13 protein-coding genes are annotated in these 16,067 nt (G+C 59.9%); 3 read left to right on the top strand and 10 right to left on the bottom strand.

Annotated elements, in window-relative coordinates; all coding sequences use genetic code 11:
- Positions 1-244: 244 nt before the first annotated feature.
- The 10 genes from ACIOU6_RS05830 to gloB all read right to left on the bottom strand — a co-directional run bounded on the left by ACIOU6_RS05830 (position 245) and on the right by gloB (position 13,735).
- Entirely contained in the window at positions 245-1,417 is a 1,173-nt protein-coding gene (locus tag ACIOU6_RS05830) for a cystathionine gamma-synthase (protein WP_401134571.1), read from the bottom strand.
- Positions 1,414-2,790, bottom strand: coding sequence for a pyridoxal-phosphate dependent enzyme (locus tag ACIOU6_RS05825; RefSeq protein ID WP_401134568.1), 1,377 nt, complete (start codon positions 2,788-2,790; stop codon positions 1,414-1,416). The genes ACIOU6_RS05830 and ACIOU6_RS05825 overlap by 4 nt, the downstream gene beginning before the upstream one ends.
- A gap of 242 nt (positions 2,791-3,032) precedes the next feature.
- A complete protein-coding gene (gene fabI, locus ACIOU6_RS05820) occupies positions 3,033-3,827 on the bottom strand; it encodes an enoyl-ACP reductase FabI (protein WP_095059904.1) in 795 nt (264 codons plus the stop codon).
- A gap of 19 nt (positions 3,828-3,846) precedes the next feature.
- On the bottom strand, positions 3,847-5,457 hold the full coding sequence (locus tag ACIOU6_RS05815) for an ABC transporter ATP-binding protein (RefSeq protein WP_401134564.1): 1,611 nt from the start codon (positions 5,455-5,457) through the stop codon (positions 3,847-3,849).
- Between the two features lies 1 nt (position 5,458).
- Positions 5,459-6,478, bottom strand: coding sequence for an ABC transporter permease (locus ACIOU6_RS05810; RefSeq protein WP_221733443.1), 1,020 nt, complete (start codon positions 6,476-6,478; stop codon positions 5,459-5,461).
- Position 6,479: 1 nt separating this feature from the next.
- Entirely contained in the window at positions 6,480-7,553 is a 1,074-nt protein-coding gene (locus ACIOU6_RS05805) for a microcin C ABC transporter permease YejB (protein WP_401134562.1), read from the bottom strand.
- A 4-nt stretch (positions 7,554-7,557) separates the two neighbouring features.
- Positions 7,558-9,399, bottom strand: coding sequence for an extracellular solute-binding protein (locus tag ACIOU6_RS05800; RefSeq protein ID WP_401134559.1), 1,842 nt, complete (start codon positions 9,397-9,399; stop codon positions 7,558-7,560).
- Positions 9,396-11,228, bottom strand: coding sequence for an extracellular solute-binding protein (locus ACIOU6_RS05795; protein WP_401134557.1), 1,833 nt, complete (start codon positions 11,226-11,228; stop codon positions 9,396-9,398). Before ACIOU6_RS05795 ends, ACIOU6_RS05800 begins: the two co-directional genes overlap by 4 nt.
- Positions 11,229-11,404: 176 nt before the next feature.
- The gene (locus ACIOU6_RS05790; RefSeq protein WP_221733439.1) at positions 11,405-12,868 is read right to left on the bottom strand and encodes a transglycosylase SLT domain-containing protein; all 1,464 of its coding nucleotides are present in this window, start codon (positions 12,866-12,868) and stop codon (positions 11,405-11,407) included.
- 99 nt (positions 12,869-12,967) lie between these two features.
- On the bottom strand, positions 12,968-13,735 hold the full coding sequence (gloB, locus tag ACIOU6_RS05785) for a hydroxyacylglutathione hydrolase (protein WP_221733438.1): 768 nt from the start codon (positions 13,733-13,735) through the stop codon (positions 12,968-12,970).
- Between the two features lie 66 nt (positions 13,736-13,801).
- On the opposite strand from gloB, the gene ACIOU6_RS05780 reads away from it, so the two are divergent.
- From ACIOU6_RS05780 to dnaQ, 3 genes are all read left to right on the top strand, one after another.
- Positions 13,802-14,560: a class I SAM-dependent methyltransferase gene (locus ACIOU6_RS05780; RefSeq protein WP_221733437.1), complete on the top strand. Its 759-nt coding sequence runs from the start codon at positions 13,802-13,804 to the stop codon at positions 14,558-14,560.
- Between the two features lie 94 nt (positions 14,561-14,654).
- Positions 14,655-15,116, top strand: coding sequence for a ribonuclease HI (gene rnhA / locus ACIOU6_RS05775; RefSeq protein WP_123532078.1), 462 nt, complete (start codon positions 14,655-14,657; stop codon positions 15,114-15,116).
- 90 nt (positions 15,117-15,206) lie between these two features.
- On the top strand, positions 15,207-15,965 hold the full coding sequence (gene dnaQ, locus ACIOU6_RS05770) for a DNA polymerase III subunit epsilon (protein WP_108226069.1): 759 nt from the start codon (positions 15,207-15,209) through the stop codon (positions 15,963-15,965).
- The last annotated feature ends 102 nt before the right edge of the window (positions 15,966-16,067 follow it).

Below are 16,067 nucleotides of genomic sequence, written 5' to 3'. Positions count from 1 at the left end.
GACGCAGACTGATGCGCAAGCGGATAGCAAGGGGACGTGGGGCGCGTTCCGAAGGGTACACGGTTAGAAAGATCTCCGCGCTGAGATCCAGCCCTTACGCCGTGTGAAGCAGCCGAGACCGTACCTTTTCAATTGGGTCCGGTACTGTGAGAAGCCTGATAAACCTTGTAAGCCAGAGACCAGCACTGGCCGCCTACTCGAACACCAAAGCCCGCATCGTGCGGGCTTTGTCGTGCTTGCCTTATCAGATGTTCGTCAGCGCGTGCGCCAGATCTGCGCGCAAGTCCTCGATGTCTTCGACGCCCACCGACAATCGCACCAGACCATCGCCGATTCCCAGCTTCGCCCGAGTCTCAGGCGGAATGGTGGCGTGGGTCATGATCGCCGGATGCTCGATGAGGCTTTCGACGCCGCCGAGGCTTTCGGCCAGGGCGAAGATCTTCACGGTTTCCAGAAAACGCCGCGCACCGGCCAGGTCGCTGTTCAAGTCCACGGCGATCATCCCGCCGAAGCCGCGCATCTGTCGCTTGGCCAGTTCGTGCTGCGGGTGGGATGGCAGGCCCGGGTAATAAACGCGCTTGACCTGCGGCTGATGCTCCAGCCACTGCGCCAGATCCAGCGCATTGCTGCAATGACGCTCCATGCGCAGCGCCAGGGTTTTCACCCCGCGCAACGTGAGAAACGCATCGAACGGCCCAGCGATCGCGCCGACCGCGTTCTGCAAAAAGCCCAAACGCTCGGCCAGTTCGGCGTTCTTCCCGACTACCGCGATGCCGCCGATTACATCGGAATGACCGTTCAGGTACTTGGTGGTCGAGTGCAGCACGATGTCGAAACCCAGCTCCAGCGGCCGTTGGATATACGGGCTGGCGAAGGTGTTGTCGGCAACCGTGATGATCCCGCGGGCCCGGCAGAGGCGGGCAATGGCGGCCAGATCCGACAGGCTCAGCAATGGGTTGGTCGGTGTCTCGACCATGACCATGCGCGTGTCCTCCTGCAGCGCCGCTTCGAACGCTGACAGGTCGGTCAGGTCGACGTAGCTGAAACGATGCCCGGCGCTGCGTTGACGCACCTTGTCGAACAGCCGGAAGGTGCCGCCGTACAGGTCGTTGCCGGAGATGACGTGTGAGCCCGCGTCGAGCAACTCCAGCACTGTGGAGATCGTCGCCAGCCCAGAGGCGAACGCAAATGCGCGGGTGCCACCCTCCAGATCCGCCACGCAGCGTTCCAGCGCAAAACGCGTCGGGTTGTGCGAGCGCCCGTAGTCAAAACCCTTGTGCACGCCAGGGCTGTCTTGCAGGTAGGTGGAGTTGGCATAGATCGGCGGCATCAGCGCGCCGGTGGTCGGGTCCGGTTCCTGCCCGGCATGGATCACCCGGGTCGCGAAGCTTTGGGTGTTCTTGTCGTGCTGACTCATGCGAGGGATCTCCGTAATTGGTTGAGCATGTCGGTGCGGGTGATCAGGCCATGGAAGCCTGAGGCATCGGCGATGATGGCGACGAGGCCACGGCTGAGCACTGATTCCAGCGCTGCGAGTGGCGCACTGGGGGCGAGGGTTTGCAGTTTGTCGGTCATCACGCTGGAGACCGATTGGCTGAAGCGGGCTGCATCTTCGTGAACGGCCAGCAGGATGTCCGATTCGTCGATCACGCCGACCAGCTCCTTGCCTTCAACCAGTACCGGCAGTTGCGAAACATCCGCCAGGCGCATGCGCTGGAACGCGGTCAGCAACGTGTCGCCGGGGCCGACGCTGATCACCCGGCCGTCCTCGAAACGCCGTGCGATCAGATCGCGCAAGTCGCCGTAGCCCTTGCGCTGCAACAGGCCCTGATCGGTCATCCACTGATCGTTGTAGACCTTGGACAAATAGCGCGTGCCGGTGTCGCAGACAAAACTCACCACGCGTTTCGGTTCGGTCTGTTCGCGGCAATAACGCAATGCCGCCGCGAGCAGGGTGCCCGTCGACGAGCCGCCGAGAATGCCCTCGGCGCGCAACAATTGACGAGCGTGATCGAAGCTTTCTTCATCGCTGATCGAGTAGGCGTGGCGTACGCTGGAGAGGTCGGTGATCGACGGAATGAAGTCTTCGCCGATGCCTTCGACCGCCCAAGAACCGGGCTTGGGCAGCGTGCCGTCGCGGCTGTATTGAGCCATCACCGAGCCGACCGGATCGGCCAGAACCATCTCCAGATCCGGTTGCACGCGTTTGAAGAAGCGGGTCAGTCCGGTCAGCGTGCCGGCCGAACCGACGCCAACCACAATCGCATCCAGATCATGCTCGGTCTGCGCCCAGATCTCCGGCGCGGTGCTGCACTCATGGGCCAGCGGGTTGGCCGGGTTGTTGAACTGATCGGCGAAAAACGCGCCGGGAATGTCTTTCGCCAACCGCGCCGCGACGTCCTGGTAATACTCGGGATGGCCCTTGCCGACATCAGAGCGGGTGATGTGCACCTCGGCACCCATGGCCTTCAAGTGCAGGACTTTCTCGGTGGACATTTTGTCCGGCACCACCAGCACAACGCGATAACCCTTGGCGCGGCCGACCAGTGCAAGGCCCAGCCCGGTATTGCCGGCCGTGGCTTCGACAATCGTGCCGCCGGGTTGCAGGCGACCATCACGTTCGGCGGCGTCGATCATTGCCAGGCCGATGCGGTCCTTGATTGAGCCGCCGGGATTTTGTGATTCAAGTTTGAGAAACAGCGTGCACGGCCCGGTATCGAAGCGGGTGACTTGTACCAGCGGTGTATTTCCTATCAGCCCAAGGACGGCGGGGCGGGATTCCTTTGACATTCTTCACCTCTTGTTGGTGATGGATCGCGTTCCGTTCGCGAGGAAAAGCCTCGTTTGCAACATAGGCCCGGACAGACTTGCCCGCAACCTTTGAACAGTCTCATCGGGAAAGTGCTGACCGGGCTCAGGCCATAACGAAAAATGCTCCGTATCTTTCGATACGGAGCATTTTTTTGAGCACTTAGCCGATTGCCAGGTGTTCACGCCGTCTGAATTGGCGTTTTTTATCGGCTAACCGAAGATCACTCTTCGATGTTGCCCATGGCGGTGGTGTTGAAGCCGCCGTCCACGTACATGATTTCACCGCTGATGCCCGACGCCAGGTCGGAGCACAGGAAGGCGCCGGCGTTGCCAACTTCGTCGATGGTGACGTTGCGGCGCAGTGGCGTTTGCGCTTCGTTGGCGGCCAGCATCTTGCGGAAGTTCTTGATGCCGGAAGCGGCCAGGGTGCGGATCGGGCCAGCCGATACGCAGTTGACGCGGGTGCCGTCCGGGCCCAGGGAACCGGCCAGATAACGCACGCCAGCTTCCAGCGAAGCCTTGGCCATGCCCATCACGTTGTAGTTCGGCATGGTGCGCTCGGCGCCCAGGTACGACAGGGTCAGCAGGCTGCCGTTGCGGCCTTTCATCATTTCGCGGCCAGCTTTGGCCAGGGCCACGAAGCTGTAGGCGCTGATGTCGTGAGCGATGCGGAAACCGTCACGGGTGGTGGCTTCGGTGAAGTCGCCGTCCAGTTGGTCGCCCGGGGCGAAACCAACGGAGTGAACGATGCAGTCCAGGCCGTCCCACTTCTTGCTCAGTTCTTCAAAGACCTTGGCGATTTCTTCATCGCTGGCCACATCGCACGGGAAGCACAGCTCAGGGCTCGAACCCCAGCCTTGGGCGAATTCTTCAACACGACCTTTGAGTTTGTCGTTCTGATAAGTGAAGGCAAGCTCAGCGCCCTCGCGATGCATGGCGGCAGCGATGCCGGATGCGATGGACAGCTTGCTGGCGACACCGACGATCAGTACGCGCTTACCGGCGAGAAAACCCATGTGTTGCTCCTCTTTCAGGTTATTGCGCAGTGGCTGGTGCCAAAAAAGCGGCTTCCAGCAACTGCTGTGTATACGGATGTTGAGGGGCGGCAAAGATACTTTGCGCGTCCCCCTGTTCGACCACTTGGCCATGCTTGACCACCATCAACTGGTGGCTCAGCGCTTTGACGACAGCCAGGTCATGGCTGATGAACAAATACGTCAGGTTGTACTTGGCTTGCAGTGAGCGCAAGAGCTCCACCACTTGCCGCTGCACCGTCCGGTCGAGCGCTGAAGTCGGCTCGTCCAAAAGGATCAGCGCCGGTTTGAGCACCAAAGCCCGGGCAATGGCAATACGTTGCCGTTGCCCACCGGAAAACTCGTGGGGGTAGCGGTGCCGGGTTTCCGGATCCAGACCTACCTCCTTCAATGCCGCAATAATCGCCACTTCCTGCTCGGCGGCGGTGCCCATCTTGTGAATCCGCAGGCCTTCGCCAACGATGTCGCTCACGCACATTCGCGGGCTGAGGCTGCCAAACGGGTCCTGAAACACCACCTGCATCTCGCGACGCAACGGACGAATCTCGTTCTGCGTCAGGCAGTCTAGCTGCTTGCCTTCAAAGCGGATCGCGCCTTTGCTGCCGATCAGCCGCAAAATCGCCAGACCCAGCGTGGATTTACCTGATCCGCTTTCGCCAACAATCCCCAGCGTCTGACCCTGAGGCAGGCTGAAACGGATGCCATCCACTGCCTTGACGTAATCCACCGTGCGCTTGAGCAGGCCTTTCTTGATCGGGAACCAGACTTTCAGGTCCTCGACCTCAAGCAGCGGCGCGCCGATTTCATTGGTCGCCGGGCCTCCGCTGGGCTCCGCGCCGAGCAATTCCCGAGTGTACGGGTGCTGCGGCGAACGGAACAGCTCTTCGCACGATGCCTGTTCGACGATGCAACCGCGCTGCATGACACATACGCGATGCGCAATTCTTCGCACAAGGTTCAAATCGTGACTGATCAGTAGCAGCGACATGCCCAATCGCGCCTGAAGTTCCTTGAGCAAATCGAGGATTTTCAGCTGAACGGTCACGTCCAGGGCGGTGGTCGGTTCGTCAGCGATCAGCAGTTCCGGCTCATTGGCCAGGGCCATGGCGATCATCACCCGCTGGCGCTGGCCACCGGATAATTCGTGGGGCAGGGCCTTGAGGCGCTTGTGGGGCTCGGGGATGCCAACCATCTCCAGCAATTCCAGCGTGCGCTGGGTCGCAACTTTGCCGATCAGGCCCTTGTGGATGCCCAGCACCTCGTTGATCTGCTTCTCGATCGAATGCAGCGGGTTGAGCGAGGTCATCGGCTCCTGAAAGATCATCGCGATGCGGTTGCCGCGGATATGGCGGATGGTTTTCTCGTTCAGTTCCAGCAGGTTTTGCCCGCTATAGTTGATGCTGCCGGCCGGATGCCGGGCCATCGGGTAGGGCAGCAAGCGCAGGATCGAGTGCGCGGTCACCGATTTACCCGAGCCGGATTCGCCGACCAAGGCCAGGGTTTCGCCGCGCTTGATGTCGAAACTCACACCTTCGACGACCCGGTGCACGCGCTCACCGAAACCGAATTCGACGGCGAGGTCGCGCACTTCGATCAGATTGTCCTGACTCATTTCACTTCCTCGGGTCGAAGGCATCGCGAGCGGACTCGCCGATAAACACCAGCAAACTCAACATCAGCGCCAACACGGCAAAGGCACTGATGCCCAGCCATGGCGCTTGCAGGTTGGATTTGCCTTGGGCGACCAGTTCACCCAGCGACGGACTGCCGGCCGGTAAGCCGAAACCGAGGAAGTCCAGCGCGGTAAGGGTGCCGATGGCGCCGGTGAGGATGAACGGCATGAAAGTCATGGTCGAGACCATGGCGTTGGGCAGGATGTGGCGGAACATGATCGCGCCGTTCTGCATGCCCAGTGCCCTGGCTGCGCGCACGTATTCGAGGTTGCGGCCACGGAGGAACTCGGCGCGTACCACGTCGACCAGGCTCATCCACGAAAACAGCAGCATGATCCCCAGCAGCCACCAGAAATTGGGCTGGACGAAGCTGGCGAGAATGATCAGCAAATACAGCACCGGCAAACCCGACCATATCTCCAGGAAACGCTGGCCGGCCAGATCGACCCAGCCGCCATAGAAGCCCTGCAGGGCACCGGCAAGTACGCCGATGATCGAGCTGAATACGGTGAGCGTCAGGGCAAACAGCACCGAGATACGGAAGCCGTAAATCACCCGCGCCAGCACATCGCGACCCTGATCGTCAGTGCCCAGCAGGTTATCTGCCGACGGCGGGGCCGGTGCCGGGACTTTCAGGTCGTAGTTGATGCTTTGATAACTGTACGGAATCGGCGCCCACAGCACCCACGCCTCTTTGGCTTCGAGCAGTTTGCGGATGTATGGGCTTTTGTAGTTGGCTTCCAGCGGAAATTCGCCGCCGAAGGTGGTTTCCGGGTAGCGCTTGATTGCCGGGAAATACCAATTGTTGTCGTAATGCACCACCAGCGGTTTGTCGTTGGCGATCAGCTCGGCGCCCAGGCTGAGCCCGAACAGGATCAGAAACAGCCACAGCGACCACCAGCCACGTTTGTTGGCCTTGAACAATTCGAAGCGGCGGCGGTTGAGAGGGGACAGGTTCATCTCAATGCTCCCGGCTTTCGAAGTCGATGCGCGGATCGACCAGGGTGTAGGTGAGGTCGCCGATCAGTTTCACCACCAGCCCCAGCAGGGTGAAGATGAACAGGGTGCCGAACACCACCGGGTAATCGCGGTTGATCGCTGCTTCAAAACTCATCAGGCCCAGGCCGTCGAGGGAAAAAATCACTTCCACCAGCAACGAGCCGGTAAAGAAGATGCCGATGAACGCCGACGGGAAACCGGCAATCACCAGCAGCATGGCGTTACGGAACACATGGCCGTAAAGCACACGATGGCGGGTCAGCCCCTTGGCCTTGGCGGTGACCACGTATTGCTTGTTGATCTCGTCCAGGAAGCTGTTTTTGGTCAGCAGGGTCATGGTCGCGAAGTTACCGATGACCAGCGCGGTCACCGGCAATGCCAAATGCCAGAAATAATCAAGGATTTTGCCGCCCAGCGTCAGTTCGTCAAAGTTGTTCGAGGTCAGCCCCCTGAGTGGAAACCAGTCCAGATAACTGCCGCCAGCAAACACCACGATCAACAGAATCGCAAAGAGGAACGCCGGGATCGCGTAGCCGACGATGATTGCCGAACTGGTCCAGACGTCGAAATGGCTGCCGTGTCGCGTGGCTTTGGCGATCCCCAGCGGGATCGACACCAGGTACATGATCAACGTGCTCCACAGCCCCAGGGAGATCGACACCGGCATCTTTTCCTTGATCAGGTCGATGACCTTGGCATCGCGGAAAAAGCTGTCGCCGAAGTCCAGCGACGCGTAGTTCTTGACCATGATCCACAGGCGTTCCGGGGCCGATTTGTCGAACCCGTACATGTGCTCGATTTCCTTGATCAGCGCCGGGTCCAGGCCTTGCGCGCCGCGATAGGAGGACCCGGCCACCGACACTTCGGCGCCACCGCCGGCAATGCGGCTGGTGGCGCCTTCGAAGCCTTCGAGCTTGGCGATCATTTGTTCCACCGGCCCTCCGGGCGCGGCCTGGATGATCACGAAGTTGATCAGCAAAATGCCGAACAGGGTTGGAATGATCAGCAGCAGTCGCCGAAAAATATACGCCAGCATCTGATTACTCCGTGCCCGCAGGGTCGGCTTGCAGTTGGGTTTCGATTTCTACGGCTGGCTTCGTTTCAGGCTTGACCCACCAGGTATTAATGCCGATGTCGTACTTGGGGGAAACTTTCGGGTGACCGATGTGGTTCCAGTACGCCACGCGCCAGGTCTTGATGTGCCAGTTGGGGATCACGTAGTAGCCCCATTGCAACACGCGATCCAGCGCACGGGCATGAGCGACCAGGCTTTTGCGCGAATCGGCATTGATCAGGCTCTCGACCAGTTGATCGACGATCGGATCCTTCAAACCCATGGTATTGCGGCTGCTGGGCCGGTCGGCGGCGGCGCTCATCCAGAATTCGCGCTGTTCGTTACCTGGCGAATTGGACTGTGGGAAGCTGCCGACGATCATGTCGAAGTCGCGCGACCGCACACGGGTGATGTACTGCGAAACGTCGACGCGACGGATCACCAGATCAATGCCCAGGTCGGCGAGATTACGCTTGAACGGCAGCAGCACCCGTTCGAATTCGGTCTGGGCCAGCAGAAACTCGATCACCACCGGTTTTCCGGTGGCATCGACCATTTTGTCGTCCACAACCTTCCAGCCCGCTTCTTGCAGCAGTTGATAGGCCTCGCGTTGCTGAGCGCGAATCATGCCGCTGGCGTCAGTCTTGGGGTTTTCGAAGGCTTCGCTGAACACCTGGGCAGGCAGCTTGCTACGGAATGGATCAAGAATCGCCCGTTCTTCGGCGTCGGGCAGGCCGGTGGCGGCCATTTCCGAGTTCTCGAAATAACTGCGTGTGCGCACGTAGGCGCTGTTGAACAATTGCTTGTTGGTCCATTCGAAATCGAGCAAAAGGCTCAATGCCCGACGCACCCGTATATCCTGGAATACCGGACGACGCAGGTTGTAGACGAAGCCTTGCATGCCGGTCGGGTTGCCGTTGGGGATCTGCTCTTTGATCAACCGGCCTTCGATGACGGCGGGGACGTTGTAGGCGTTGGCCCAATTCTTCGCGGTCATTTCCAGCCAGTAATCGAACTGGCCAGCCTTCAACGCTTGCAGTGCGACGGTATTGTCGCGGTAGTAGTCGGTGGTCATCGTGTCGAAGTTGTAGAACCCGCGATTGACTGGCAGATCCTTGCCCCAGTAATTCTTGTCCCGTTCGTAACGCACGGAACGGCCAGCGTTCACTTCGGCCACTTTGTAGGGGCCGCTGCCCAGCGGGATTTCCAGATTGCCCTTGGTGAAGTCGCGACCGGCCCACCAGTGTTTCGGCAGCACTGGCAACTGACCAAGGATCAACGGCAACTCACGGTTGTTGGTGTCCTTGAACTTGAACAGGACTTTGAGCGGGTCTTCGGCAATGACTTCGGCAACGTCCTTGTAGTAACCGCGAAACAGCGGTGAACCTTCCTTGGTCAAGGTCTGGAAACTGAACACCACGTCGTCGGCGCGCACCGGGTGGCCATCACTGAAGTGTGCTTCGGGGCGCAGGTAGAAACGCACCCAACTGTTGTCCGGAGCCTTTTCGATTTTGCCGGCGATCAGCCCGTACTCGGTGAAGGGCTCGTCGAGGCTGTGCTTGGTCAGGGTGTCGTAGATCTGACCGATGTCATCGGCTGGCACACCTTTGCTGATGAACGGGTTGAGGCTATCGAAGCTGCCGAAGCCGGCCTGACGGAAGACCCCGCCCTTGGGCGCGTCGGGGTTCACGTAGTCGAAATGCTTGAAATTGGCCGGGTATTTTGGCGGCTCGTTGTACAGGGTCAGTGCGTGTTGCGGGGCGGCGCAGGCCAGCCCGGCAAACAACAAGCCGCTGGCCTGCACGATCAGGGCGCGGATAGGTTTCATTGATCTTTCTCCGAAGACTTCAGCCACCACGCGCTCAGGCCCAGGGTGTAGGGCGGCGTGGTGACGAAGGCCAACCGGCTACGGTAGGCCAAACGGTGATAATTGAGGTACCAGTTGGGAATGCTGTAGTGCTGCCACAGCAGCACACGGTCGAGTGCCTTGCCGGCGGCGATTTGTTCATCGCGAGTGCGCGCGGCGAGTAATTGTTCAAGCAGGTGATCGATCACCGGGTTAGCGATGCCCGCGTAATTCTTGCTGCCCTTGACCCCGGCCTGACTCGAGTGGAAATACTGCCATTGCTCAAGGCCCGGGCTGAGGGTCTGGTTGAGCGTCATCAGGATCATGTCGAAGTCGAACTGATCCAGACGTTGTTTGTATTGGGCGCGATCGACGGTGCGCAGGCGGGCGTCGATGCCGATGCTGTTGAGGTTTTCGATGTACGGCTGGAGGATGCGTTCCAGATTCGGGTTAACCAGCAACAGCTCGAAGCTCAGAGGCTGCCCGGCGGCGTTCTGCAGGCGCTGGCCGTTGAGCTTCCAGCCGGCCTCGGCGAGCAGTGCCAAGGCTTTGCGCATGGTTTCCCGAGGGATGCCACGCCCGTCGGTCTGCGGCAGCGTGAACGGCTCGGTGAACAGTTTGGCCGGCAGTTGATCCCTGTAGGGCTTGAGCATCAGCCATTCATGCCCGATCGGCAGGCCGCTGGCGGTGAATTCGCTGTTGGGGTAGTAACTGGCCGTGCGCTTATAAGCGTCGCTGAACAAGGCACGGTTGGTCCACTCGAAGTCGAACATCAGGCCCAGGGCTTCGCGGGTTTTGACGTCGGCGAACGTTGCGCGCCGGGTGTTCATGAACAGGCCCTGACTCTGGGTCGGGATCTGATGCGGGATCTGTGCTTTGATCACGTCGCCGCGGCGTACTGCTGGGAAGTTGTAGCCGTTGGCCCAGTTCTTCGCCTGATGCTCGATGTAGATGTCGAATTCACCGGCCTTGAACGCCGCGAACGCAACGTCGCTGTCGCGATAGAACTCGACTTCCATGCGATCGAAGTTGTATTTGCCGCGATTGACCGCCAGATCCTTGCCCCAGTAATCCTTGAACCGCTCGAAAATCAACTGCCGACCCGGCGTCACCGAGGTGATGCGATAGGGGCCGCTGCCCAGTGGTGGCTCGAAGGTGGTGGCCTTGAAGTCGCGGTCTTTCCAGTAATGTTGCGGCAGCACCGGTAATTCACCGAGGCGCAAAATCAATAGCGGGTTGCCGGAGCGTTTGAGCACGAAACGAATGCGCTGCGAGTTGAGGATGTCGACCCGCAACACTTCCTGAAGGGCCGTGCGATACAACGGGTGGCCTTCTTTGAGCAACAAACGATAGGAGAAAGCCACGTCGTAGGCGGTGATTGGCGTACCGTCGTGGAAACGCGCTTGCGGGCGCAGATTGAATACCACCCAGCTGCGATCTTCGCTGTACTCCACCGATTGTGCGATCAGTCCATAGCTGGACGCCGGCTCATCACCGGAGGGCGAGTATTGGCCGGTACCGACCATCAACGGCTCATTCAGCTCGTTGATGCCGTATTGGAGAAAATTCGCGGTAGTGACCGGGCTGGTGCCTTTGAAGGTGTACGGATTGACCGTATCGAAGGTGCCGAACGCCATCACCCGCAACGTACCGCCCTTGGGCGCTTGCGGGTTGACCCAGTCGAAGTGGGTAAATCTGGCCGGGTACTTGAGCGTGCCGAATTGCGCATAACCGTGACTTTCGGTAATCGTCGCGCTTGCGGGTGAGCTCAAGGCCAGGCTGATCAGGAGCAGGAGGAGGGGACGCTTCAAGTCAGATCCGATCCAGGCGGCTGGGGCTTTGTGGGCCGTACAGTAACAGCTTGTATGGACAGGAAAAAGATAGCGGCTTAATGCTGTGTTAATGCAAAAAAAAGATCGCAGCCTTCGTCAGCGCCTGTCGGGGTCAATGCAGGCGCTGACGAAGGCTGCGATCTTTTGATTTCAAATCAATGCGGCTGATAAACCGTGAGCATCTGCCCAGGCTTCAACGCCTTGCCAGTGCCCGGATTCCAGCGCTTGAGGTGCTGCATCTCAACGTTGAAACGCTTGGCCACCATGTACAGCGAGTCGCCTTGCTTGACCTTGTACTGAGTCTGCTGCTTGCTGGCGTTTTTGCCTTTGGTCTTGCTGTTGGCGGCGACAACGGTATTGACCCGGCCGCTGCTGCGCGAAGGGCTGCGCTTGGTGGTGTCCCGCATGACCAGGGTCTGGCCGATCTTGAGGTTATGGCCGGTCAGTTTGTTCCAGCGTTGCAGGTCCTTCACTTGGACCTTGTTGGCCTTGGCGATGGAGCCGAGGTTGTCTCCACGCTTCACGCGATAGGCGCGCTTGAGTTGGGCCACTTCGCCAGGGTCGGCACCGTCGAATACCGGCTTCAACGAGCGAGGACTCATCAGCTCTTCAGGTCGCATGGTCTGCAGGCTGGCGGTCAGCAGTTGCGCCTTGGACGTCGGCACCAGCAGATGCTGAGGGCCGTCGATGGTGGTGCGCTGCTTGAAGGCCGGGTTGAGCTGGAACAGTTCGTCTTCGTCGATGTTGGCAACGGCAGCGACCTTGGACAGGTCCATGCGGTGGTTGATTTCGACGACCTGGAAATAGGGTTCGTTGGCGATCGGATTGAGGTTCACACCGTAGGCTTCCGGCGCCAGCACCACTTGCGACAGTGCGAGCAGTTTCGGCACGTACGCCTGGGTTTCCGCCGGCAGTGGCAGGTTCCAGTAATCCGTTGGCAGGCCGAGTTTCTCGTTGCGCTCGATGGCGCGGCTGACCGTGCCTTCACCGGCGTTGTAGGCCGCGAGGGCCAACAACCAGTCACCGTTGAACATGTCGTGCAGGCGGGTCAGATAATCCAGCGCCGCCGTGGTCGAGGCGGTGATGTCTCGACGGCCATCGTAGAAGCGGGTTTGACGCAGGTTGAAGTAACGCCCGGTGGAGGGGATGAATTGCCAGAGGCCCACCGCATTGGACCGAGAGTAGGCCATTGGGTTGTAGGCGCTCTCGATCACTGGCAGCAAGGCCAGTTCCAGCGGCATGTTGCGTTCTTCGAGGCGTTCGACGATGTAGTGAATGTAGAGACTGCCGCGTTCGCCGGCATTTTCGAGGAAGGAGGGATTGCTGGCGAACCACAGGCGCTGCTGCTCGATGCGGGGGTTCACGCCCAGGCCATCCTGCAGCTGGAAGCCTTCGCGCATGCGCTCCCAGACATCCTGAGGCGCCTGCGGGCTGGCCTTTTCGGTCAGCCAGATCGGCTTCTGTTTGGCTCGCGCAGCGATGTTCGGCGTATGGGTCGCTTCAGTCTGCGGAGCATGGCTGGAGCAGCCCGCCAGCGTGGCGGACACAGCCACCGCGATGGCTTGCGCCAAGCGGGTCAATGCGTCTGAATTGACGGACTTACGTATTGATGACGACATTGGCTGGAAGTAAGTTCCGGGCAAAAATGTCGGGCGATTCTAGAAAGCGCACCCCCTGAGGTCAACCTTTCAGAATTTTTGTACCAAGCGGTGAGGTGCTTAGAACTTATCTTTCCAAGCTCGCAGTGCCGCAAAAACCTCGCTCGGGGCCCGGTTTTGAGCACCTTCCCGTTCGTCCACTTTTTGTGTAACCAATCTTTCGCTAGTGCGCAAAAAAGGATTCGTGAGCTTTTCAAGGGACAGGGTCGAAGGCAGGGTCATGACGTTGTTCTGCCGTTGCTGAATGACTTTTTCCAGACGAGCGGCGATGTCCGGGTTGCTCGGTTCAACCGCTGCGGCAAACTTGAGATTGCTCAGGGTGTATTCATGGGTGCAATAGACCAGCGTATCTTCCGGTAAAGCGGCGAGGCGGCTCAGCGAGTGGTGCATCTGCTCCGGCGTGCCCTCGAACAACCGGCCGCAACCAGCGGCGAACAGGGTGTCGCCGCAGAACAGCAAACCGTGGTGGTAATAGGCAATGTGTCCCAGTGTGTGACCGGGCACCGCGTAGACATCGAAGTCCCAGCCGAGCACGTTGACTGTGTCGTTGTCATTGAGCGCCACGTCACGCGCTGGAATGTTTTCGCTGGCGGGGCCGTAAACGGTTGCGCCGCTGGCTTGCTTCAAGCGCTCGACGCCGCCGACGTGGTCGTGGTGATGGTGGGTGATCAGAATGTCGCTCAACACCCAGCCCGGATGGGCAGCAAGCCACGCTTGAACCGGCGCGGCATCGCCCGGGTCGACCACGGCGCAGCGCTGGGTACGGTGATCCTGTAACAACCAGATGTAGTTGTCGGTGAAGGCGGGCAGGGCACTGATCTGTATCATCGTCGGAATTCGCCAAGCGGAAAACATTGGCGCATCTTAGTAGTTCCTGGCGCGTTGGAGAATGACATGACCGATAAAGCGTTCGCTCAGGCTGATCCGGACTGGCTGGCGTTGATCAGCGCCGCCCGTGAATGGCTGTCGGGCCCGATCGGGCAATTTCTGCTGGATGAAGAGCGGCGCATGCTCGAAGACGAGTTGGGTCGCTTTTTTGGGGGCTACCTGGTGCATTACGGCCCGTCCGCCGAAAATCCGCCTTCGGCACCACAGGTGCAGCGCAACGTCCGCCTTGGGGCGCCATTGCCCGGTGTCGAAATCGTCTGCGAAGAACAAGCCTGGCCGCTGAGCGAGCATGCCGCCGACGTGGTGGTGATGCAGCATGGTCTGGATTTCTGCCTGTCGCCCCACGGCCTGTTGCGTGAGGCGGCGAGCAGCGTGCGCCCCGGCGGGCACCTGCTGATCATCGGCATCAATCCCTGGAGCTCTTGGGGTTTGCGTCACGTATTCGCCCATGACGCCTTGCGCCAGGCTCGCTGCATCTCGCCCTCACGGGTTGCCGACTGGCTCAATCTGCTCGGCTTTGCGCTGGAGAAACGCCGCTTCGGGTGCTATCGTCCGCCGCTCGCGTCGCCCAAGTGGCAGGCCCGTCTGGCGGGTTGGGAACGCAAGGCCGGTGACTGGCAGCTGTCGGGCGGCGGCTTCTACTTATTGGTGGCGCGCAAGATTGTGGTCGGTCTGCGGCCAGTGCGTCAGCAACGTCGCGAACCGATGGGCAAGCTGATTCCGCTGCCGATGGCCAAGGTCAATCGTCGCCGTATCGAACCGTAAACCTTCTTTTTCTAAGTGGCCGGACTCGCTCCGGCCGCGGCCATCATCGATCCGCGATGGGTGGGGCCACGCATTTTTTTCTGGATAGATTGGCATGAGCGAAAGCGTCGATAGCGTAGAACTTTTCACTGACGGCGCCTGTAAGGGCAACCCCGGACCGGGCGGCTGGGGCGCGTTACTGGTATGCAAGGGCGTCGAAAAGGAACTGTGGGGTGGCGAAGCCAATACCACCAACAACCGCATGGAGCTGCTTGGCGCCATCCGTGGCCTCGAAGCATTGAAGCGCCCGTGCGAAGTGCTGCTGGTGACCGACTCGCAATACGTGATGAAGGGCATCAACGAGTGGATGGCCAACTGGAAGAAGCGCGGCTGGAAAACCGCTGCGAAAGAGCCGGTGAAGAACGCCGATCTGTGGAAAGAGCTGGATGAACAAGTCAATCGCCACAAGGTCACCTGGAAGTGGGTGCGCGGGCACATCGGTCATCACGGCAACGAACGGGCTGACCAGTTGGCCAACCGTGGTGTAGACGAAGTGCGTGGGTACAAGCAGACCTGATTCCACCGAAACGGTGTACCTCAAACCCCTTGGTGAGCGTGTTAACATCGCCGCTTTTGCACGATTGCCCCCGTTGAGAGCTGAACACTGATGGCCACCAGATCCGTTGTACTCGATACCGAAACCACCGGCATGCCGGTGACCGATGGTCACCGGATTATCGAAATCGGTTGTGTTGAACTGATCGGTCGGCGCCTGACGGGCCGGCACTTCCACGTTTATCTGCAACCGGATCGCGAGAGTGATGAAGGCGCAATCGGCGTCCACGGCATCACCAACGAATTCCTGGTGGGTAAGCCGCGCTTTGCCGAAGTCGCCGACGAGTTCTTCGAGTTCATTAAAGGCGCACAGCTGATCATCCATAACGCGGCGTTCGACGTTGGCTTCATCAACAACGAATTTGCCTTGATGGGTCAGCAGGATCGTGCCGACATCACGCAGCATTGTTCGATCCTCGATACCCTGATGATGGCCCGGGAGCGTCATCCGGGGCAGCGCAACAGCCTCGATGCGCTGTGCAAACGTTATGGCGTCGACAACTCCGGCCGTGAACTGCACGGCGCCTTGCTCGACTCGGAGATTCTCGCCGACGTTTACCTGACCATGACCGGTGGCCAGACCAGCCTGTCGCTGGCCGGCAATGCTTCCGACGGTAATGGTACGGGTGATGGCGCGGACAACTCCGCCACAGAAATCCGTCGGCTGCCGGCCGATCGTCAGCCCGCGCGGATCATTCGCGCTACGGAAGATGAACTGGCGGCACATCAGGTACGACTGGAGATCATCGCCAAGTCGGCTGGTGGCCCGGCGCTGTGGACCCAAATCGCAGAAGCAGACGCACAGGCCTGAAAGATCATCGCCTCGTGGAAGTACTGACAAGTGGCCACCCTCGCCACTTTCGCTGCAACCCTCTACCCTGAGTGCATGGGTGGATTCAAATCCGCCGCCTCA

Origin of the sequence: Pseudomonas sp. NPDC087615 (assembly GCF_044743445.1) — a bacterium.
In the GTDB taxonomy this organism is placed as follows: Bacteria; Pseudomonadota; Gammaproteobacteria; order Pseudomonadales; family Pseudomonadaceae; genus Aquipseudomonas; species Aquipseudomonas baetica_A.
Note: the sequence above shows the minus strand (reverse complement) of the source record. Positions and strands in the feature narration are given on the sequence as shown.

Bases quoted from the DNA above. Each gene is read 5' to 3' on its own strand.
- ACIOU6_RS05830 (WP_401134571.1), bottom strand. From the start codon at position 1,417: ATGAGTCAGCACGACAAGAACACCCAAAGCTTCGCGACCCGGGTGATC.
- ACIOU6_RS05825 (WP_401134568.1), bottom strand. From the start codon at position 2,790: ATGTCAAAGGAATCCCGCCCCGCCGTCCTTGGGCTGATAGGAAATACA.
- fabI (WP_095059904.1), bottom strand. From the start codon at position 3,827: ATGGGTTTTCTCGCCGGTAAGCGCGTACTGATCGTCGGTGTCGCCAGC.
- ACIOU6_RS05815 (WP_401134564.1), bottom strand. From the start codon at position 5,457: ATGAGTCAGGACAATCTGATCGAAGTGCGCGACCTCGCCGTCGAATTC.
- ACIOU6_RS05810 (WP_221733443.1), bottom strand. From the start codon at position 6,478: ATGAACCTGTCCCCTCTCAACCGCCGCCGCTTCGAATTGTTCAAGGCC.
- ACIOU6_RS05805 (WP_401134562.1), bottom strand. From the start codon at position 7,553: ATGCTGGCGTATATTTTTCGGCGACTGCTGCTGATCATTCCAACCCTG.
- ACIOU6_RS05800 (WP_401134559.1), bottom strand. From the start codon at position 9,399: ATGAAACCTATCCGCGCCCTGATCGTGCAGGCCAGCGGCTTGTTGTTT.
- ACIOU6_RS05790 (WP_221733439.1), bottom strand. From the start codon at position 12,868: ATGTCGTCATCAATACGTAAGTCCGTCAATTCAGACGCATTGACCCGC.
- gloB (WP_221733438.1), bottom strand. From the start codon at position 13,735: ATGATACAGATCAGTGCCCTGCCCGCCTTCACCGACAACTACATCTGG.
- ACIOU6_RS05780 (WP_221733437.1), top strand. From the start codon at position 13,802: ATGACCGATAAAGCGTTCGCTCAGGCTGATCCGGACTGGCTGGCGTTG.
- rnhA (WP_123532078.1), top strand. From the start codon at position 14,655: ATGAGCGAAAGCGTCGATAGCGTAGAACTTTTCACTGACGGCGCCTGT.
- dnaQ (WP_108226069.1), top strand. From the start codon at position 15,207: ATGGCCACCAGATCCGTTGTACTCGATACCGAAACCACCGGCATGCCG.